At 42.2% G+C, this 21,271-nt stretch carries 15 protein-coding genes and 1 pseudogene; 11 read left to right on the top strand and 5 right to left on the bottom strand.

Annotated features, from left to right (window positions below):
- Positions 1 to 2 precede the first annotated feature (2 nt).
- Positions 3 to 1,787 carry a type VI secretion system Vgr family protein gene (locus RWY97_RS00160; RefSeq protein WP_314078057.1) on the bottom strand — a complete coding sequence of 595 codons (1,785 nt, stop codon included), beginning with the start codon at positions 1,785 to 1,787 and terminating at the stop codon, positions 3 to 5.
- Between the two features lie 424 nt (positions 1,788 to 2,211).
- Positions 2,212 to 3,123, bottom strand: a complete 912-nt coding sequence (locus RWY97_RS00165) for a glycosyltransferase family protein (protein ID WP_024991895.1) — start codon at positions 3,121 to 3,123, stop codon at positions 2,212 to 2,214.
- A 924-nt stretch (positions 3,124 to 4,047) separates the two neighbouring features.
- Here RWY97_RS00165 and RWY97_RS00170 point away from each other — a divergent pair.
- From RWY97_RS00170 to RWY97_RS00205, 8 genes are all read left to right on the top strand, one after another.
- Entirely contained in the window at positions 4,048 to 4,581 is a 534-nt protein-coding gene (locus tag RWY97_RS00170) for an RNA polymerase sigma-70 factor (protein WP_273177504.1), read from the top strand.
- Between the two features lie 17 nt (positions 4,582 to 4,598).
- Entirely contained in the window at positions 4,599 to 5,771 is a 1,173-nt protein-coding gene (locus tag RWY97_RS00175) for a FecR family protein (protein WP_314741045.1), read from the top strand.
- A gap of 61 nt (positions 5,772 to 5,832) precedes the next feature.
- Positions 5,833 to 9,474 carry a SusC/RagA family TonB-linked outer membrane protein gene (locus RWY97_RS00180; RefSeq protein ID WP_315564912.1) on the top strand — a complete coding sequence of 1,214 codons (3,642 nt, stop codon included), beginning with the start codon at positions 5,833 to 5,835 and terminating at the stop codon, positions 9,472 to 9,474.
- Between the two features lie 17 nt (positions 9,475 to 9,491).
- Positions 9,492 to 10,991 (top strand): RagB/SusD family nutrient uptake outer membrane protein, encoded by a 1,500-nt coding sequence (locus RWY97_RS00185; protein WP_315564913.1) that lies wholly within the window; start codon positions 9,492 to 9,494, stop codon positions 10,989 to 10,991.
- 14 nt (positions 10,992 to 11,005) lie between these two features.
- On the top strand, positions 11,006 to 11,893 hold the full coding sequence (locus tag RWY97_RS00190) for a putative zinc-binding metallopeptidase (protein WP_315564914.1): 888 nt from the start codon (positions 11,006 to 11,008) through the stop codon (positions 11,891 to 11,893).
- Between the two features lie 71 nt (positions 11,894 to 11,964).
- Positions 11,965 to 13,677 (top strand): S8 family serine peptidase, encoded by a 1,713-nt coding sequence (locus RWY97_RS00195; RefSeq protein WP_315564915.1) that lies wholly within the window; start codon positions 11,965 to 11,967, stop codon positions 13,675 to 13,677.
- Between the two features lie 67 nt (positions 13,678 to 13,744).
- Positions 13,745 to 14,914: a hypothetical protein gene (locus RWY97_RS00200; protein ID WP_314078061.1), complete on the top strand. Its 1,170-nt coding sequence runs from the start codon at positions 13,745 to 13,747 to the stop codon at positions 14,912 to 14,914.
- Between the two features lie 9 nt (positions 14,915 to 14,923).
- Entirely contained in the window at positions 14,924 to 16,072 is a 1,149-nt protein-coding gene (locus tag RWY97_RS00205) for a thioredoxin family protein (protein WP_315564916.1), read from the top strand.
- A gap of 35 nt (positions 16,073 to 16,107) precedes the next feature.
- Here RWY97_RS00205 and RWY97_RS00210 read toward each other — a convergent pair.
- Positions 16,108 to 16,509 (bottom strand): annotated as a pseudogene (locus RWY97_RS00210) (DNA-processing protein DprA); the annotation flags it as partial.
- Between the two features lie 108 nt (positions 16,510 to 16,617).
- Here RWY97_RS00210 and RWY97_RS00215 point away from each other — a divergent pair.
- The 3 genes from RWY97_RS00215 to RWY97_RS00225 all read left to right on the top strand — a co-directional run bounded on the left by RWY97_RS00215 (position 16,618) and on the right by RWY97_RS00225 (position 18,444).
- A complete protein-coding gene (locus RWY97_RS00215) occupies positions 16,618 to 16,947 on the top strand; it encodes a hypothetical protein (protein ID WP_315564917.1) in 330 nt (109 codons plus the stop codon).
- Positions 16,948 to 17,205: 258 nt separating this feature from the next.
- On the top strand, positions 17,206 to 18,096 hold the full coding sequence (locus RWY97_RS00220; RefSeq protein ID WP_315564918.1) for a hypothetical protein: 891 nt from the start codon (positions 17,206 to 17,208) through the stop codon (positions 18,094 to 18,096).
- 12 nt (positions 18,097 to 18,108) lie between these two features.
- The gene (locus RWY97_RS00225; RefSeq protein ID WP_315564919.1) at positions 18,109 to 18,444 is read left to right on the top strand and encodes a hypothetical protein; all 336 of its coding nucleotides are present in this window, start codon (positions 18,109 to 18,111) and stop codon (positions 18,442 to 18,444) included.
- Positions 18,445 to 18,684: 240 nt separating this feature from the next.
- Here RWY97_RS00225 and RWY97_RS00230 read toward each other — a convergent pair whose 3' ends face one another.
- A complete protein-coding gene (locus RWY97_RS00230; RefSeq protein ID WP_021583184.1) occupies positions 18,685 to 19,764 on the bottom strand; it encodes a DUF4876 domain-containing protein in 1,080 nt (359 codons plus the stop codon).
- Between the two features lie 21 nt (positions 19,765 to 19,785).
- Positions 19,786 to 21,192: a hypothetical protein gene (locus tag RWY97_RS00235; protein WP_315564920.1), complete on the bottom strand. Its 1,407-nt coding sequence runs from the start codon at positions 21,190 to 21,192 to the stop codon at positions 19,786 to 19,788.
- Positions 21,193 to 21,271: the final 79 nt, after the last annotated feature.

Below are 21,271 nucleotides of genomic sequence, written 5' to 3' on the forward strand. Positions count from 1 at the left end.
CGTCAATTTAAAGATACTTTGCTACCGCCGACCGTCACATCGCCCTTTGCCGCAAGAGTTGTTGTTCCGTCACTGGATCCTACATTGAGGGAAGAGGAACCGTTGATGACCATTTTCTGAGAAGTCGCTTGCAATTCCTCTTTAGTCATTCCTATTCCGGAACTTGCATCTCCGTCTGACCCTACACCTATATCTACACTATCGGTTGCACCGACTTCTATTTGTTTTCCGTTGATGAGGATGGTACCGTCTTTCCTGAGTTCGAGCGATGCTTCCCCGCATACGAGTTTAATTGTTTCCGCAGAATCTATCGTTGCGTTTCCGGACCCGTCCATATCCAGTTTTGAATTACCAGGATCAGAGAGATGAACACTTCCCAAAGCATCATCCAACATCAGTGTACTCCCGCTTCTGGTCGTAATGCTTTTACACTTGTTTCCTTGTCCTCCGCCACCACCCGTGGTCCCATTAAACAGGCTTCCCATCACATACGGCCTGTTGGGATCGTTGTAGCGGAAACCTACCAAAACCTGGTCGCCCACTTCGGGAATGAAAACAAAACCGCGGTTGCTCTTTACGTCATCGCTACTACCGCCGTCGGGCGTCATCACCCGTATCCAGTCCGTATGCATTCCCTCCGTCTGCCAGTTCATCTGTACTTGTACCCGCCCCTTACCACGAGGATCAGTATTGTTGACGATCCGTGCCATTTGAGTTTCTGCCATCGGCATAGCTATATCAGGAGCAGGGAGCGTGTGCGTGACCGCGGGAATGGCTTTGAATTTGTTGACGTAGTAGCTGGCCTCACCAACAGTATGGGAAATCTCAATGATGATGAACTCGCCCAGAGATTCGCTCGTGATACTGCGTCGTCGTTCAAGAAAAGAACTCGTCAACTTCACGGCGCATCCGACTGTGAGTTCCGTATTCTCGCTCGTACCGATGACATAGTGAGATTCGGCTGTCTCTGCCTCCTGTTTCTTCCTAACATACATCTCCATCTCCTGCATATAGCGAACACGAGACTGCGCATACTGATAAGCAGGTTTCTTAAACATCTCCATCGAAGCCTGAAAGGCTTTGTACCCTAACATATCCTGTCCAGCAGGCTTGTTCGGTGTATCCTCTGCGATACGTTGGTCATTCATAGAAAGATAGGAGAACACCTTAGCCGGACGGGCCAAGGTCTGCACCCCGATATCAAGAGAAGAAAGACTCGTACCGAACTCAAGACTCACGGGGGCGGGGCGTTTCGGACGCCCGAAGACAAGCTCCGTACCATTATAGTAGAGCCATTCATTATACTGGCAAGCAAGTCGACGGATAAACATAAAGTCCGACTCGTTGTACTGGCAGATATAGCCGAGAGATGCTGTATGTTCGGGATTGACCTGAGCACGCACACCGGCATTAGAGCACAGCTCGTTCACGATGTCGCCCAAGCTACGGTCATTCCACGAATGACAGTTCCGACCGGTTTCCAACAGATAAGTTGTAGAATAACCCGACACGAGAATATATCCGTAATCGCTGTTTTTACGGTGCAGGCTTACATTGGTGACAACTCCGAGGAAAGGCTTTTTCATATGGACTGATATCTTCTTGCCAAGCCATTCTGCACTGTCTTTAAGGTTATGCACGTACCGGTTGCCTCCAGTCTCGAGATCGATTAGCAGCTCGAAACGATGATGCTCATTGATGGGCTGATGAAGTTTGAGCGATTTGAAAGAAAAAAGTCGCTGGCCATCTATGCTGACAGAGATTTTTTTATCCACTAATTCCCCCATATATTTTAGCTTTCTTTATTCAATAATCATACAAAAACAAAATTGACAAACTTTGTAAGGAAAGAGAAAGAAAACACAAAGCCTTGTCAGTTTTAATTCCAAAAATAGACAAAAAAAAGATATCGCCAAAAAAATAATAGGAAAAATATAACAAAAAAAGAGTTTTTAACAAGTGGCCGATCGGCCGACGACATACCCCCCATTTCTTAATAGATGTATGGGTAAGTCTGATAGAGGAATTCCTCCAATGCAATGGAAATAATAGCCTTGTGTTGAACTCCCGCTCAAAGTAGCTGTTGATCTCGCGCATACTCGTATCGAAAAGTTCTTTTTACTTAATGGTAGTCAAAGAAATAACTATTGATTGCATCAAAAATACGTAAAAAGGCGCACCGCAGATGCGCCTTTTTACTAAATGCTTTACTTAGAACAATTTCTCGGGATAGACTCCCTCATCAACCAGTTGCCTGATACGCGCCACCGTTCCCTCACGATCGGCGGCATAGGTTACACCGAACCACTTACTGGTAGTATCGAGTACTTTAACCGTTGAAGTCTTTTCGTTCACCAATTTGTTAACCATCAGAGGGATAAAGAACTCAGCTTTCAGATTTTCCATATTCTTCGGATCGGACAGAAATTCTTTGAAATAGGCATCACTATGTGCGAAATAGTCGGGTGTAAAGCCCCACATATTCATCGATACAGGTGTATTGTCATCAATACCAACCCACTCGCCCCGTTCGTCTTTATATGAAACAATACCATTGACACGCATTATCTCCGTACGCTCTACCACCGTCGAGAGATTACCTGCGGCATCCGTAGAGCACACGCCACGCGCCACCGTGCCATTCTCACTCAATGTATTGCCTACACGGAAACCCACCATCGCATATCGATCGGTACTTCCTTCGGGCAGTTCTGCTAAAAATCGGCCGATGACCATAAATGCATCGCGATTATAAAAATCATCGCAGTTGATTACACAAAACGGTTCACGGATGAGATTTTCGGCCATCATCACGGCGTGATTGGTGCCCCACGGCTTCTGACGCCCCTCGGGAACGGAAAAGCCCGCAGGAAGACTGTCAAGCGACTGGAAACAAATCTCGGCAGGAATGTGCCCCTCATACTTAGACAAGACTTTCTTTCGGAAATCCTCTTCAAAATCTTTTCGGATCACGAAAACGATCTTTCCGAATCCGGCTTTAATCGCGTCATAAATCGAATAATCCATAATGGTCTCTCCGTTGGGTCCCAATCCGTCCAACTGTTTCAGTCCACCATATCGGCTTCCCATCCCCGCAGCAAGAAGTAATAATGTAGGTTTCATATCCACTCTGTTTTTTATGATTAAAAATTCATATTGCAAAAGTAATAGTTTTAACCGAGAAAACGGTCTTTCTACCTCATCTTTTTACTTGTAAAAAACAGACACCTTGTTTCTTTCCGGAAAGAAGTATTAACTTTGTACATCATATTTAGAACAAGTAATACGACAAGTATTTCTGAAAACAGACACGAAAACAGCGATAACATCTCTCTATATTAACTAATAACAAGTCCCATAGTAGTGGGGCAGCCCTATACGACTTGTCGAGCAGTATTATACGACTTCTCATTTAACAAAAATATGCCTTAAAAAATGACAGAAGAAAACTCTCTATGCCAAATTCCGACATATCCAAAGGTTATTGGGAATCTTTTACTATCAATTTTTGACCATTTATTAGGACACAGAACGAAGCGTATAAAATGAGGTGAGGATAAAAACGGTGTATCATTGTATGTTTCAAAGAGTTACGTGAATTAATTGGATTATGCACCCGTAAATAAAACATTTACATTTGTTTAATTTCGGTTTACATCTGGGGCGTGCGGAGGCATAAAGCATTAGTGGCAGATTTACATAAGATTACAGAGGGTTTACATAAAACTATCACGGGTACAATCGAGGACAGACTATCTGTTTTTATTGTGCTTCTCAAAAATATTGAGTGCTATTTTATATTATGATGATTTAGTATATTTGCACTAGATAACATAGAAAAGGTTATACACGTACATCTGCTGCATAGAATAGAAGGTACGAAGCAAAAGGACTGGTATTTTAGCAGCATATCGGCAGTTCATATTCCGTTTCTCGTGCCCTTTCAGCAAGACCAAATCGGTATCTATTTTTTTTTGATGAAGTTTGCTGATTTATAGATTTATCACTATCTTTGTAAATGTATTTTAGTTAAGAAAGAGCATAGTTATGGGAGTATGTGATCGGGAACGCGCATTTGAAAAATTATTCAAAGAAAATTATTCCCCACTATATTATAATGCCCTTTATATAGTGCATGATTCAGAAGTGGCCCGAGATGTGGTAAACGATGTCTTTACTCGTGCGTGGGAAGATTTCTCCTACTCACATAATCGATATGGCGCTTCTTATCTGCGGCAGTGTGTCTATAATCGCTGCCTGGACTATTTGAAACATTCCAAGGTAGAGTCGGCCTATGTAAAGTTCTTCCTCGACATGAGCCGGCACAGCATAGAATGGGATTCGGATAAGCAGGAGGAATACCTGGAATTGATAGACCGGGTGATGGAAAGAATGCCTGCACGTACACGTTTTGTAATGGATCAATGTTTTTATGAGGGACATACTTATAAGGAAGTTGCTTCTATCCTGGGAATTTCAGTCAGCGGCGTGAAGCAGCATGTGATGAAAGCTCTCAGGCTTTTACGGGAATCATTTTCTTTAGAATATGCTGAACGGAGAATAACCAAAAGACGCTTATAATCGTTATTATATTATATATGGATATAGAAATTGACTATTTACATCAGAATAAAGAGGCTGCCGAAAAGGATGAAGCAGTGAACAAGATAGGAAGATGGGACAAGTTGACTGACAAAGAAATCGACATGTTGCTGTCTGACGACGACTCAAAAGAGGTTTGTCAATTGCTATGGGATTATCATTGTGCAAGGTTTAGGAAAAACAGTCCCACTCCTGATGTTGCAAAAGTATGGAAGATTTTTTACGATACGAATCTTGCCCCTCGCCGTTTGAGGAGCCTGTATCGTAGAAGACTACTGTTTGTTGCAGCCACAGCTGCTGCTGTTGTCGCATTGGTATGGGGAGCCTATTCCTATTTTCAGGCTCGTCCAGCTGACAATCATCTGATGGCTTTCGTAGCAGAAGACCGGCCACAGAAAGTATTATTGGGTAAGGCCGAGGAACAGATGAAAGAAATAGAACTTGCCTATCACGATGAAGGAACAGTAATCAACAGCGAGCATGCCGATTTTTCGCATGCTTCGGCCAATGCAGCAGGATTGCGTATGCTGTCTACACCTCGCGGAAAAGCTTACAAGCTGATTCTTTCCGACGGCACGAGAGTTATGCTCAATGCCGAGAGCCAATTGATTTTTCCGGTTCATTTTTCAGGTGACATCAGACAGGTGAAATTGAAAGGCGAAGCCTATTTCAAGGTCAAAAAAAATGCCAAGCACCCTTTCATCGTAGAGACCGACAGGCTCCTGACCCGTGTTTTGGGAACGGAGTTCAACCTGAAAGCATATCCTGGGGCGGAGAATCATGTGACTCTGGTATCCGGTTCTGTAGCAATACGTAATAAGGCCAATAGCAGGGAAGTCGTTCTAAAGCCAGGTGAGGACGCCTTTTTGAGCGAGAACGAGAGATTCAATGTGACCTGTATTGATACGGAGTATTACGTCCAGTGGAAAGACGGCTATTTCTACTTCGACAATCTGCCATTGGTAGACATCTTGAAAGAAATCGGCAGATGGTATAATGTGAGCATAGAGATATGCGATAATTCGTTGATGAGTTATCGCCTGCACTTTATTGCCGATCGTAACGCCGGCATATCTCATGTCGTGAAAAACCTGAACGCTTTCAGCTATCTTAAAGCAGAACTGAAAGGTAACAAAATCATTCTTTCCTCAAAAAGAGAAGAAAATTAATGCCCGAAATATAGTTAGGATCGTTATATTTAATAAGTGATACCTTAAAAATATATCATTTATGGAATATAAAATAAAAAAGTGGCAGATATGTAGTAGGTTTGCGTGCAAAATTGTAGTGATATTGTTTGCTCTTTTGGGGAGTATCAGAGTAGTCGAGGCCCAATCGCTGACTGACAGAGTTACGGTAGAGTGCCATAACGAGCCTTTAGCCAGTGCTCTTAAAAAAGTAGAAAAGGCATCCAGATTCAAGGTATTGTTCACTTACGACGAAGTACAAGGATATACGGTCAGCATCCAAATCAAGAACAAGACCATAGAGAAAGCCCTCTCCCTTTTACTGCAAAACAAGCCTTTTAAGTATTCTGTAAATGGTAAATTCATCCATATCACGCAGACACATACCCAAGCAAGTTGTATCTCCGATAATCAATCCCAGGATGTTTTTTCAGGAAATCAGCTTTCGGGGAGAAATAAGATCGTGATCCAGGGAAAAGTCTTGTCCAAGACAATGAAAGATCCCTTGCCGGGTGTCACTGTCTTTATCAAAGGAACCTCTGAGGGTACACAAACTAATCTGGAAGGGATTTTCAGGATAGAAACCTCCACAAAGCATCCTATTCTTCAATTTACTTATGCCGGAATGAAGCCTTTGACTATGACATGGCGTGGAGAAGAGATGCTTCGCGTGATGATGGAAGATGATGTTTCGCTCATTGATGAGGTCGTAGTTACTGGGTATCAGCGTATTCGAAAAAGCGAAATGGTAGGTTCTGCAAATACAGTACAGATAGAAGATCTTTTCTATGACGGCCACAGGAGCATAGAACAAATGTTGCAGGGAAAACTATCAGGAACAAGTGTCCTGAATACCAGTGGATTGGTAGGCTCCACACAGCGGGTGCGGGTGCGTGGAACTTCTACCCTACTTGGCAATCAAGAACCAGTATGGGTAGTCGACGGTATCATTCAGGAAGATCCTCTCCCGTTCAAGACGAGAGACCTCGATGCTTTAGGCAATATCACGCAAGATAATTTCGATATGATCAAGAATTTTGTTGGCAATTCTATTTCTTGGTTAAGTCCGAATGATATTAAGACGATTTCTGTATTAAAAGATGCTTCGGCAACTGTGATGTATGGCGTAAAGGCTGCTAACGGTGTCATTGTCATTACGACCAAACAAGGTAAGAGCGGACGTGTTTCCATTAATTACAGTGGCGGATTCTCCATATCACCCCGCATACATTACAGTCAAATGAACTTGATGAACTCCTCGGAACGTATCGATGTGTCGAGCGAAATTTATCGGAGGGGACTTATCAGTGAAGCCAACCGCCCGCTCGAACGAATCGGGTATGAAGGACTTTTGGGACAGTATTTGCGTAAGGAGATCAATTATCAGCAATTTGCAGATGGGGTCAGGAAAGCACGTTCCAACAATACAGACTGGTTTAAGGAATTATTTCGCAATTCAATCAGCTATAATCATAGTGTGAGTATCAGTGGAGGTTCGGACAACATAAATTATTATGCTTCGCTCAATGGCTCGTTCACCAATGGTATATCCAAAGGCAACGATTCCAAAAACTATAGCGCTTCGGTAAGCATCGATACCAAATTCAGCAATAAAGTGAGCTTAAGTGTGCGCCTAAATGCGGCATCTCATGAGACCCACGGATTTTTTCGCGTAAACCCTTACTATTATGCCAGAACGATAAATCGGGCCATTCCTGCATACAACGATGACGGATCATTGTTTTATTATACTAAGACACAGGATACTAATCGCAGGAAATATAATATAATCAACGAACTTAATTGCACCGGAAATATCAATACGACAAACACGATGGCTCTTTCTGCCAACTTGAGATGGATGATCTTTGAAGGCTTGAGATTCGAAGGTCTGCTAGGTTATAACACATCCAATGTGGTTGGAGAGTCGTATGCCGATGAGCAGAGTTTTTTTATTACCAATCTGCGGGGCTATGAATTTGGTCTTTATGGGCCAGGAGATCTGGAATACAAGAAATCTCGCTTGCCACATGGAGGTGAATTGAACACGACAGAAAGCCGCAATAAGAATTACACTTTGCGTGCAACCTTGTCATACAATAAGATATTAAATAATGTCCATCGACTGAGTTTTATGGCTGGAGGTGAGATGCGCAGCAATAAGTATGATGGATACAATACTACCGTTTACGGTTATTTTCGCCAGCGCGGAAAATCGATTATGCTACCTCCGCGCCAAGTTGTAGACCCATTGAACAGCTCACATTTGATAGCCAATGATCTGTATGACAACTTTTCCAACTCTATTATCGATCGTAAAATCAATAATGTAGGCATATTTGCTACCAGCATGTATAGTTATGACGAACGTTATATCCTCTCTGCCAGTATCCGTTCGGATGCATCCAATCGTTTCGGACAAGACGAACGAAACAGATTCCTGCCTGTATGGTCTGTTGGCGCCCGTTGGAATATCATCAACGAGCCTTGGATGAAAAATGTATCTTGGATTAGCGACTTTAATGTGCGTGCCTCTTATGGGTGGCAGGGAAATGTAGTTGAAAACTATGGACCTGACTTGATTGCTGAATTGGGGCGTGGACGTGATTTTATTGATACACGAACAGGGCGCTATATCTTGAAAATAAAGTCATTGCCTTATGATAATCTTCGCTGGGAAAAGACGAAGAGCATCAATCTCGGTATAGACTTCGGTGTCTTGAAAAACCGTATCGCTTTCAGTGCAGAGTATTACTTGAAACATACATCAGATATGATCGTATCTAAAGCTGTGCCCTATGAATACGGTGTCTTATTCATGCCTATCAACGGGGGCAGCATGACGAACCGAGGATTTGAGTTCACGGCAAGCATTACTCCTATCAGAACCAAAGATTGGGTGTGGAGTTTTTCGATGAACACTGCAAAGAATTTCAATGAGATACAATCCACCATAGCTGAGAATCAGAACTGGAGAGCAGCTGCGGGAGGATCCGTTCATAAGAAAGGTTATCCAGTAGGATCCTTCTGGGCATGGAATTTTGCGGGACTTGACCCTCAAGGCGGTTACCCTTTATTCAATATTCCTACAAAGGAGGAGGGAGCCAATCCGCTGGATGCCACAACATATATGACATATGCCGGAACGACGGAGCCTGATTTTTCCGGCGGTATGTCGACTGTGCTGCGTTGGAAGACATTGACCTTATCAGCATCGTTTAGCATAGCTCTTGGAGGCAAGCGTTTTCTTACCGACCTATTCGATGAAGATTACCTGAACAATAGTACGCCGTCGGCCTATTCCAATTTGTCTAAAGACATGGTGAAGCGGTGGCAGAAACCTGGCGACGAATTGCATACCCAGATCCCTACCATCCCCCATCGTAACATACCATTGGTAGACTTGCCGAACGGATCAACAGAGTATCGTCATCGAATGTACAATTATTCTACGGCACGGGTAGTAAATGCTTCTTTCTTACGATGCAACAATATCTCTTTGTCTTATACAGTACCTACAAAGATTGTGAACAAGATGGCATTGAAAAACCTTTCGATAAGTGGTTCTGTCAGCAATCCATTTATCGTCGTGAGCAAAGATTATAATGGAGTAGACCCAGAAGTAGCTACCGGTTCTCAACCGATTACTCCGAGTTATAGTCTTACTTTGAATTTTAGTTTGTAATTTAAATTGTGGCTTCAATGAAAAATATTATATTCTTAGGCGCAGTATTGATAACCTTGTCATTTATAAGTTGCGACGATTTCCTTACGGAAAGCAGTCAGGACGAAGTAAGACCGAATACTACAACGGATTTGGAAGAACTTCTACTGGGTGAAGGATATGCTTCTCGTACACCTATTTTCCCCTATCTTGAGCTGTTGACGGATAATGTGGAGAGCAACTACTCCAATGCAACTGGGCAAGAGACAATGCTCCTTAACGGCGCTCCTGTGTTTACTTGGGCTGAAGATATGTATGAACAGCTGCAAAAGAATAACGTGCCATGGTATAATTCATGGCAAAATCTCTATCATTGGATCAATGGCTGTAACGTGGTCATCGATCAGTTACCTTTGGTTACAGGTTCCAAACAGGCCAAAGAAAGACTAAAAGCCGAAGCTTTAGGCCTACGTTCTTTTTATTATTTTATGCTTGTTAATGCCTATGCAGTTCCCTATAACACAGAAGATTCTGGTGCTAACACGGCTCCTGGAGTACCTCTCATCTTGAAATCTACGGTAAAAGATGAGTTCCCGAAACGCAATAGTGTGGCCGAGGTATATGAACAAATCGTAAAGGATCTTCTAGAAGCACGAAATCTTTTTGCCAAGAACGGTGTGGTAAATCATAGTGTATATACTGTGTCACCATTGTTTATCGATATGTTGTTGGCACGTGTATATCTCTACGAGGGAAAGTGGGATGAAGTTATCAAGTATAGCTCTTCCGTCATAGAACAGAAGCCTGCTCTCTTGAAACTCCGCCAGTTTTACACGTATGATGAATGGCAGGGTGTGGTAATGTACGATATAGCAAAAGGCGGAATATATAATAGTAGCAGCCCGGAATTAATTTGGGGTTACTCGATTAACGGTGAATACTCAGCATATTTTATGGGGGTAAACTTGTATATCGACCCAGGAAAGCTGCCGGCCTTTACTGTAAGCAAGGAATTGGAAACTATGTATACCTCTAACGATATTCGCCGTGAAGCCTATTATAACGCTTATCTTGTTATGAATGGATTCATACCGGAGAAACATTTGCTGGTAGGTCGTAAGAGCGAAAATGTTGTTCAGAATCCTACAAAGGGTATGCGTGTCTCGGAAGCATATCTAAACAGAGCAGAGGCTTACGCTCGTAAATATCTGCTCACTAAAGATGAACAAATGCGTATGGCGGCGTTGAGCGACCTCAACACACTGCGTGAAGCACGATTTACCGAACCGTATGTGAAGCTGGAAATAACGAATGGCGATGAATTGTTGAAATCCTGCTTGGATGAGCGAAGACGCGAACTCAGTTTTGAAGATCATCGTTGGTTCGACTTGCGACGGCTGGGAATGCCTGCTATCCAACACACTTTCTCTATCACAAATGGGCAAATACAGACTTACCGTTTGGAAAAGGGAAGCAGCAAATATGTACTGCCCATTGCCCGAGAAGTAAAAGACCGTAATCCGGAATTGGAAAAATAAAGATTAAATATCGTATGAAACAAATGATTTTATGTGTGGGGTTGCTATTGACTTTGACAGCCTGTGGAAATGAAGACCCCATTAAGCCTGATAACAATTCAGAAAAGATTGTAGGCCCGCATACATTACCCCAAGGCACACACCCATATGATAAAATTATTCAGGAAGTGTATAGCAAAACGAGTACATTCCTACTCTATAAGTTTACCGATACCGACTTTGCATGGGGAGTCACACAAAACTTTTTGTGGAGCAAGGATAGAATGAAAGACGAAGGCTATCTTTACGAATTGCCGGACGAGAGATATGTAGGGAAGCAGGTGGAATTGTTGGAAACACAGTTTTTAAATTTATTCCCGACAGAATTCTTGAAAAAACATCTGCCCTTGCGTATTCTACTTTGCGGAAAGCTCTATTATCTTGAAAGCGGTTATACAGAAATGCCTGCAGAAACAGATTATAAGCGCATCAATGCCTTTGAAGGATACGAATACTTTGCAGTAAATTGGGGAAATGGCGAACTGTCACAGATAACCAAAGAACAGAAAGACCAATTCAGAAAAGATATGTGTCTTCTCTTTCTCCGCCGCATCTACCCCTACATAAATAAAGGCACCACCCGTGAAGTTATTCCTGAAACCTTTATTTCAGTGTCTGCTTATGGTCCAAAAGCAGATGGTTCTTTGAAAGAAGGATTCTTGGATGCAAGCCATAAAAGTAGTGAGCGTGAAGACTGGTTCGACTATTTGCAGGCAATCGTATCTACTCCGTTGACAAAACTTGAGGCCTCGGATGGTATTCTGACCCATGAGTTGGTTAGGCGGAAGTATGATATCGTAATCCGATATTTCAAAGAACAATTCAATGTAGACCTACAAAATATTGGCAATATGAGTGAATGAACCAAAACAGAAAACAAAAGAAGAATAAATAAATATAAAAGGGAATCCGATCGGATTTTCAAGATAAAACTATGAAATATATGAAAGTAAAGAACACAATTACGTCGGCCGTATTTTTGTTGCTTGCATCTTCTATGCTACAGGCTACGACTGCACAGGAATACAAACAGCGTGACCTCGACTGGTATAACCTGTCTCCTGCTACGGATACAATCTATGGGGTTAGTGCGAACGAAGCCTACAAGTTACTAAAAGGACGCAAAGCTAAACGTACCATCGTAGCCCTTATCGGCTCTGGGCTGGATGTGAAACACGCTGATTTGAGGGGAAATATGTGGGAAAATCAAAGAGAGAAAGCCAACGGTCGTGATGATGATGGCAACGGGCTGATAGATGATATCAATGGTTGGAACTTTTTAGGAAACAAGAAAAAGGAAAGTACCGTCCATTCGATGAACTTTACTTTAAATCAAGGTGACCGAGAATATTTCAGATTGAAGGAGAAATATGCCGATTATGTATCCGACGGTAAGCGGTTTTATAAGTTCTTTGGTGACGAAATGGTGCAAGTAGAGGCACCTCAGGACATAAACGAATACAAGTATTATCGTGATACAATCGTGTATGAGTCTCCCCTTGCTTCGCGTTATGCGGGTATATTGGCAGCAAAAATCGTACGCCATTATTCCAAGATATTTGACGAAAGACTTCGTAAACGCTACCCTGATCAAGAGATAACCCAAAAAGAGTTTGAAACACTTTATGATAAAAACGCTCCTAAAGATTCGTTATCGGATATGTCTTTTATGATATTAGCTTACAGTTTTCCTGTTGCTAAAACGGAATCATGGAAAAAGATATATGACGTAGAAATGCAAGGTACGCCCATCCGACAAGCTCAGCAGGAGTATGAAATATATCTTAAAGCTAACGGCAACGACTACCGCAATGAAATAATAGGCGATGATCCGAATGATATCCATGATAACTGCTATGGAAATGGAAATCTATTGACAGAAGATGCCAACATCGGAACAATGGAAGCCGGCATTATTGCTGGAGTGAGGAATAATCGGATCGGTATCGACGGTATTTGCAACGAAGCGCTTATTATGCCCTTGCGTGCTTCTACCGCAGGCGACCCCTACCTTAAAGATATTGCGTTGGCCATAAAGTATGCAGTCGACCATGAAGCTAAAATCATCGTTCTTCCTTCACAAAATACCCTTTATCCGGCCATTGAGCGTAAATGGATAGAAGATGCTTTGCTTTATGCAGAACAAAAAGACGCACTTGTAATAGCGCCCGTCACCGAGAGTTCTCAAGATATGGCACATACCTTATATTATCCTAACCGTTTTATGATACCAGAACATGAGCTTACAAACCTGATGATTGTAGCACCCAGTGATAAGGAAGGACGACCTTCTCTACGTGCGAATTTTGGTCGGAAGGAATTGGACATACATGCCCCAGGAAAAGAAATCTATACTGCTGGAGTGGGAAATACTTATGGATTGGCTACTGGAACAGGTATGGCTGCAGCATCATTGGCAGGAGTAGCTGCTTTAGTAAGAGCTTATTTCCCTACAATGAAAGCTGCTGATGTGCGTCGGTTGCTCAATACAACCGCAACCCAAATGGATGATATGGAAGTGGAAAAAGCAATGATCGTAAACGAGCGTAAGGTGCAAGACCTTTTCTTTTATTCGGATATTTGTCTTTCGGGAGGTATCGTCAATGCAGCCAACGCCGTAAAAGAAGCCATCAAGCAGACAAAATAAGAGAGGATTACGGACTGACAGGCCTGAAGTCTGTTGACTGCAAAGTAAAGATCTAAGCATTCAGAATATGAAAAATCATAACTATATCCTCTCCGGTTTCTTGCTGTTGCTGTTACTGCCATTGCGGATCACTGCACAGGAGTTTACCGCTAAACGGTACATCGACACGATACGATACGAAATAAAATATGGACGTATCATAATTCCAGTTACGGTCAATCAAATGCAATGCAAATACATTTTGGATACCGGAGGACAGACAGCTACCATTTGGGAAGAGGCAAAGACAATGGGAGGAAAGCTGACCGGAGCTAATAAAGTAACGGCAGACATGAACGGTAAAGCCAACATGTATTCGATGGGAAAACTGCCCAAAGTAAAGATTGGCAACCATCTGATACAGCCAGAACTCACTACTATTGCTTTGCCCAACATCAAAGGCTTTCGAGATTTAGGAGTGGTCGGCATCTTGGGAGGAGATGCTTTCAAAGATGTGGTGATGTCTTTAGTAAGTTCAAGCCGTGAAATCCATATTCATTATCCATATCGTCCGAAAGGCTTGAAACTGAATGACGGAATCCCACTGGCTGATTCCGAAACATGGCAAGTAAACTTTCCCTTGTCATTTTCAGGTACATCCGTGCAAGTCATGTTTGACACAGGTGTGCCCGAACTGCTGACGATGAATGAAAAGGATTATCTCTTATTGGCACAGATCTACGCAGCAACAGTCGTTCACAAAGGAAAGGGAACATTAGGTGCAGGACTTGAAGGACTGGCCGAACCTAAACATTTGAAGCAAGTTCGGTTAGATAAGTTTACATTAGGTGGCAAGTCTTTCAAAAATCCAACGTGTCTTGTAGCCTCTGATGTACCGACGATACTTGGTGCAGAGGTGCTGAGATACGGTATCGTAACGATCGATTATCCACGTGGAAGATTCTATTTCCAACCCTACAAACAATCTCCCGTAGACCTTTCAAAGGCAGCACCGATTTGGAGTGTGAGCATTCTCCCCGCTCGCGGAAAGTTTGAAATAGCTACCGTTTGGGAACCTCTTATAGACCGTGTCGATATAGGCGACGAGGTGATAGCCGTCAATGGAAAAGACATTACCCGTCTACCTTTAAGCGAAATAGCTGTTTCCGATATCTTCGACCAAATCACTTCTTCCGAAGCTACGATTACAATTCGGCGTAAAAAGCGGAAATTCGATATTAACATTTATCGGCGTTAAAATACTATTATGCATATCCTCAACTCTTTTCTATTCTTATTTCTTCTTTTATTGTCGGCTCATTCAAGTCTGTTTGCCCAATCGGTCAACTCACTGCAAGAAACTTTCGACTACCAAGAATTAGCCGATGGCTCCATAGCCGTCACCTTACAAATGGATTCTCAGAATGCTTTGTTTGTATTAAGTGTTTCCAACAAAACAGCTCTGTTCAGCGAAACGTGCTCGAAAGAAGCTACACCCGACATTCCTCATACCCTTGTTTTGGGGAAAAGCTTATATGCCGACAGACGAATTTTCCCATATGTAAAACGACCATCAAGTTTCCAACCATATAAGATTGTCGGAATCTTAGGTCTCGATATGTTGCGGAATGTAATTCTGACAATAGATTCCAGACTTCGGAAACTGACCTTTTCCAGTCCTTACAGACCTGATTTCATAAAGTTATCCAACCGGATCAGGTTGCAGACGGAACCCGAAGAGGAAGTGAGGATACCTCTTTCTATTAACGGTAAGAATTTCTCTTTACCCGTTTTACTTCATCTTCCTTCGCTTCTTTATCTAACTCCCGATGATCGAAAAAGCATCGAAAGCACAGATTCTTGCACGGTACGCATTGCCAATACCACGATTCAGGGCGTAGCATTCAAGTCGGATCAGCCAGCCCGATCATATTTGGGGCACAACCTATTGCATTATGGACTGCTTTCGATAGACTTTACCAAGTCGGCTGTTTATTTTCAGCCATTCGACGAAAATCCCGTCTCTTACAGCTCATCTGCCAAAAAACAACTGCTTACTTTGAGCGGAAAGGTAGCGGAGATAGGCCGGACCTATTTTTTAGATCATATTTGGGAATACACTACCCATCGTGAATTTGCCTATAAAGATACAATTCCTGCTGTGATAGATTTCTGGGCTACCTGGTGTATTCCCTGCAAACGGCTCTCTCCTTTACTCAACCGGTTAGCAGAAAAGTATAAGGGAAAGATTCGATTCTTCAAAGTCAATTACGATACAGAACAACAATTATCCAAGGATTTGGGCATCGGAGCTTTACCTACTTTATATATGATTCCCGCAAAGGGATTGCCACAACAGGTCGTGGGACCTAAATCCGAAGAGCTGGAATTGATGATTCAAAAGATGATAAAATAAGTATTTCCAAACTTTCAGAATTATTGTAGAAATACTTATTGTATGAGGTGATAGCTTCCGCCAGCTATCGACTTGACAATACCTTCCATTTCCAGTTTGAAAAGTATTGTAGCAAGGCGATTGATAGCTCATCCCATTGCTTTCACAAAATCTTCTGCAAAAGTGATGAAAGCGGCTACATTATCGCGAATCATATTGTTGCAATCTTCGCTGTATTCCGTCCCACTGCACCCGGGAATGCAAAAACGTCGTGGTTGCAGTCGCTTGACAGCCTTGCAGTAATAAGTCCGCCGCTATACGCTACACTTTCCATAAGGATGCAGACGTCGCTCATATCGGCTACGATACGGTTTCGCCGCACGAAATTGGCTTTATCAGCATTGGTGCGGATGAAAATCGGTAAGCAATCCGCCACGTGAAACCATTTTATTAGGCGTAATGGACATTTGGTAGGCTGAAACCTCTCGGATATCCTTTATTTATTACCTTTGCAGCATAATCTCTTTCATAAAAATGGCTGTGGAATGCGTGTGGTGGCAAGTTCTATGAACGATACTATCACTCATAATAACTTTATCGGGAATACCTTTGATGTATCGACGAATAGTTCTTTCAACGGTAATGTCTTTAACAACAACTATTGGGATAAAAACAGTGGCTATGATTTGGACAAAGACAGCTTCAGCGATGTACCTTGTCATATCTCAGTTTATTCTCCACGCTTGCTGAAAAGAATCAGACTTTACTTCTATTCTTCCTTTTTGATGACACTAATGGAACAAATCGAGAAACTGCTTCCGTCAATCACGCCAGACAATTATGTTGATAATGGGCCGAGTCTCAAATCTTTCAATAACTCTCTCTCTATTGACTGACAACAAGTCCCATAGTAGTGGGGCTGCTCTATACGACTTGTCAGGCAGCTCTATACGACTTCTTATTTAACAAAAATATGCCTTAAAAAATGACAGAAGAAAACTCTCTATGCAGAATTCTGACATATCCAAAGATTATTGGGCATCTTTACTATCAATTTTTGATCATTTTTTAGTTTTTAGAGACTATCTAAATTTGTTAAAATCTTGCTTTGCATTATAAAATAATGTATCTTTGCAGAAAAAGAATAAGGGGATATGACCAAAATTCCTATACCCAATATAACAAGAGATGACAGGATTGGCAGTGCTTTCAACCACCTTTTCATCGTCATTCAACAGACAGAATCTAGACCAAACGACATCGAATGGAGTTTTAAAAGTACACTATTTTTACATCCTTTCTTCCTTGCACCACTTGCAATTTACAAAGATTATTGCAAGAAAAATATTATTTGCAGTGACCTGAATAGTAATATTGAAGAATATTTCAAAGTCATATGTTTCAAGGAAATATACGATGCGTCAGACTTATCAAATCAAGATACCCTTCGTACCTATTTGGAGAAAAGCTATATTCCAATCTCCCGTTTTTTAATCAACGGAGGAAATGTAGATCGAATCCAAGAAATTCTCCAAGGTATCATAGAAATCCAATCAAAGATCTCCTCCAAGATGAAAAAACCTATATCACATTTACTCAGTGAACTTGTCGGCAATATTGGCGAACATTCGGGGAGTAAGTATGGTTATCTTTTCTGTCAACGGGTAAAAAAAGAATTATATATTACCATTGCAGATAATGGAAAAACGATTTACGGAAGCTATATTGATACACAAAAATACATTAATATTGTGGGAAAAAATGAAGCAGAGGCTATAAGGATAGCCAATGAGGGATATTCAACAAAAGACAGACCTGAAGCCGAGAACAGAGGATATGGAATCTCTAAATCAAGAGAGATGGTGGTTAAAGGGCTGAGTGGAGCTTTCTTTATGCTTTCGGGTACGGCTTTCTATCGACACGACATAAATGGAATCAATATCGTGAATATTCCGAATGCATACAGATGGGATGGTACGATTATTCTAATTAAAATTCCTATTGAAGCTCCGAAAGGATTTGATTTTTATAATTATATAGAATAAAAAGACAAGAATATGGGAAAGATGATAAAAATAAAAGAACTTATCGGATCCGAAATACGGTCAAGGATTCCGATTACTACCATCAAATCACAAATGGTAGAAAGCATACCATATATAATAGATATGGAAGGAGTCACTTTTATATCACGGTCGTTTGCAGATGAACTCTATAATCTGACACAGGATTATAATAATGTCCATTTTCTACACAAGGAAGAAAACGTTCAAAAGATGATGGATATCGTTTGGAAAGGAAGAAAGAAGAAACGTACCAGAAACACAGAGTCTGTAATAATGAAAAATTTTACATCAATAGATGAATTCTCAAAATTCCTTCAAACAATATAAGAGTTCTTGTCGAGTAAACAAGTTAATCTATTCCGATGATTTATGATTGACGAATAGCATTATCGATATGGAGTGAATATAAAGTTCAATTTACATTATCGGCAAAAATTACTTATCAGAAGTTACCTGTTTATTTCCAAATCTTAAAAAAATGCGTATCTCTTGCGAATAACTGAGAGATACACATTCTTATTTTCTGATATTCTCGGCAATCGTTATTTGCCAGCTGCCAACTCTTCCTTACTTAATAATCTTTCCGCTTTCGTCTTTTCTTGACAAAGCGGCAACCTTTACGCCGAAATCCGATGTAGAGTTGTTGTCGTCAACAAACTTCTTTCCATCCCATCTACGGGTCAACGCCAGCCCCGAATAAGTGGGATAGTCGCTCTTTTTGACACTGACAAAGGGGATATCGGTCACGGCGTTATAGCCCTTATCCAACTTGCTCGGCCGCATCTGGAATTGACTTCTCGGACAAATCGTCATACAGTCTATAACGTCTTTAAAAGGAATCTCAATAGCTTCAAAGTCAGCAAAACTACTGCTGGTGACAGTGATATAATGCAGATACCCCTTTTTGCCTTTTGTATCTTTGTAATTCTGTTTGAAATCTTCGGGCGTCCACGGTAAGCTTATCAAAGCAATGCCGCCGTGCTCGGTGAGTTCCTGAAAATTATAAGACGGAACGGTTTTCCCTTTCTTGTCCTTCCACGTCATAATGGCTTTCATATCAGGTATGGCAGGATTGTTCTTATGATCAGGTTCATATTCGATGTTAGTCCATTCAAAGTCGGCCTTGCTCAAATCTAAGAAGGCATCGATGCCTTTGTACAAAGAGAGATCCTCGCCTTCAAGTTCTTTTAGGAACCGCGCCTTATGGTCGACGGCATATTTGGCAATGACGACAGACTGTTTGGGATTCACGGGATGATCGTGCCCACTACCAGGGAAATAGGACAGAGAAACGACACCGTAGTATCGATTGACGAAATCGTCTTTCGGTGCAAACTTAATTGCTTTCGTCGGGTCGATAGCATTAGCGCACAAAGCCAGTCCGTCGAGGTATTTCACCTCATCTGTGGGGTTATAGATAACGATGTATTGGTCATCGTTGTACATCTGGGTTGAACGCCCCATATTCCATTTCCGCAGATCTTTCATCCAATAATGCCCTATGTAAAACACCTCTTTGATGATGAGGTGGTCTACCTTTGTCCTTGAATTGGATTGCTTTTGGGGCATCTCGTTACGAGTGCAGCTTGTCAAGGCAGCAAGTGCAGCAAGGACTGCAAAGAGTCGAAGTTTCTTTATTTTTTCCATTGTCTTCTATTATTTTATGTTTTACAAGAACCAGTTGCCGAAGCCAGAACCACCACCGATACCGTGAGTCTGGACATTCTGCGCCGCTTCCAAAGCATCTTCGGACGACAATCCGATCTCCTTTCCCAAATAGAAATAAAAAGGATCGTTAGGGTCGATGGCTGTGGGGTCGGTATCGAAACTGCTGCAAAATATCTTAATGGGAATATTGAAGCGCACGATTTCTTTCCATTCCGAGTCTCCACCATACTCTTTGGGCTCATCAGGATTATAGGCTTCGGCACAGATGAACTTACTGATGAACTCATAGGTTGAATGACGACTGAGATATTCATCACGCGGGATGATGGCTTTCTTGCCTTTCGGGCATTTCATCACCCGAATCGAGAGATAGAATTTGGGCAGCAGATACGAGGGACGGGTATATCTGCCGCTCTCGCCCGTTGCGGGGTCTACCCGCTTGGTTATCTCAAATGGCCATTCCTCGTGCAACTTATCGTTTTCGTCGGCATCAATATCAAAGTTGAAATGTCCTTTCAAGCCTACACGGTCTTGGTCGTACGGCGCTACCGCCCAATCGGCGTCGTTACGTGTCAACGGCGGCAGCAGTCTTTGGTTGAACAGCTCGCGTGCTCCGTCGCCCATCGCATCCTGTATCCACGTGTCGCGATAAGTATACTCAAATATCTTCGGTGTAGCATCCGCTCTTTCTTTCCATTTCGTCTTGCCGGCAAAAAACGGGGACGGGACGGGTGTCGTGTCTACCGTTCCGCCTTTCTTCCACTCTCCGTATTTATCTTTATTGGGTTTCCACGTGCCACGGCAATCCATCACCTCATAGGGATTGCCCTTGTCATCTACCTCGCTCACGGTGAAGAAAATCTGATACTGGTCCGAATGCTCCAAGATGTCATCATTCAGCAGTTTTCCGTCTTTATCGAAAAAATAGAGACATAGTCCCCACCGTTTCAGCTTACCACCGATGATACGGATATAGTCGGGCCCTTGCTTTCCCTCATTCTGTTCGAGGTAAGTTACCGTACTCTGCCGTTGCACATCGACAGTAGGCCATTTACCGGCATTGTTATGGATAATGACAAACTCTTCCTGCTTCCAGGGCGCATTTTGATATACGAAATTACCATGCATCATCGCATCTCCGTGCGAGTGGCCTTCCTTAAACATCGCCAGACAGGTTGCCCAATTGTTGAAAGCTCCATCAGGGTCGGGATTAGCAAGACTACCATCCACTTTTACTTTTTTCAGACTATCCACATAACGGTCTGCGCCGCTATGGGGTACGGATTTCGACGTCAAGGGATTGTCATTATAATCCACGTTCACATTGCCGAACACGAAATCGTCGCACGACGTACAAAGGGCGATGAATGCCACCGTAACCGATATGTATTTTATTGTTTTATTCATTCTATAATCTCCTTATCATTACTACTGTTATTTGTGAGATTCGTATCAATTGATATTGTTTCGCCGATCCTCCCAAGGG

Source organism: Hoylesella pleuritidis (assembly GCF_963541955.1).
In the GTDB taxonomy this organism is placed as follows: domain Bacteria; phylum Bacteroidota; class Bacteroidia; order Bacteroidales; family Bacteroidaceae; genus Prevotella; species Prevotella pleuritidis.

Coding starts and splice junctions, on each gene's coding strand:
- RWY97_RS00160 (WP_314078057.1), bottom strand. CDS start 1,787: ATGGGGGAATTAGTGGATAAAAAAATCTCTGTCAGCATAGATGGCCAG.
- RWY97_RS00165 (WP_024991895.1), bottom strand. CDS start 3,123: ATGAAACCTACATTATTACTTCTTGCTGCGGGGATGGGAAGCCGATAT.
- RWY97_RS00170 (WP_273177504.1), top strand. CDS start 4,048: ATGGGAGTATGTGATCGGGAACGCGCATTTGAAAAATTATTCAAAGAA.
- RWY97_RS00175 (WP_314741045.1), top strand. CDS start 4,599: ATGGATATAGAAATTGACTATTTACATCAGAATAAAGAGGCTGCCGAA.
- RWY97_RS00180 (WP_315564912.1), top strand. CDS start 5,833: ATGGAATATAAAATAAAAAAGTGGCAGATATGTAGTAGGTTTGCGTGC.
- RWY97_RS00185 (WP_315564913.1), top strand. CDS start 9,492: ATGAAAAATATTATATTCTTAGGCGCAGTATTGATAACCTTGTCATTT.
- RWY97_RS00190 (WP_315564914.1), top strand. CDS start 11,006: ATGAAACAAATGATTTTATGTGTGGGGTTGCTATTGACTTTGACAGCC.
- RWY97_RS00195 (WP_315564915.1), top strand. CDS start 11,965: ATGAAATATATGAAAGTAAAGAACACAATTACGTCGGCCGTATTTTTG.
- RWY97_RS00200 (WP_314078061.1), top strand. CDS start 13,745: ATGAAAAATCATAACTATATCCTCTCCGGTTTCTTGCTGTTGCTGTTA.
- RWY97_RS00205 (WP_315564916.1), top strand. CDS start 14,924: ATGCATATCCTCAACTCTTTTCTATTCTTATTTCTTCTTTTATTGTCG.
- RWY97_RS00215 (WP_315564917.1), top strand. CDS start 16,618: ATGAACGATACTATCACTCATAATAACTTTATCGGGAATACCTTTGAT.
- RWY97_RS00220 (WP_315564918.1), top strand. CDS start 17,206: ATGACCAAAATTCCTATACCCAATATAACAAGAGATGACAGGATTGGC.
- RWY97_RS00225 (WP_315564919.1), top strand. CDS start 18,109: ATGGGAAAGATGATAAAAATAAAAGAACTTATCGGATCCGAAATACGG.
- RWY97_RS00230 (WP_021583184.1), bottom strand. CDS start 19,764: ATGGAAAAAATAAAGAAACTTCGACTCTTTGCAGTCCTTGCTGCACTT.
- RWY97_RS00235 (WP_315564920.1), bottom strand. CDS start 21,192: ATGAATAAAACAATAAAATACATATCGGTTACGGTGGCATTCATCGCC.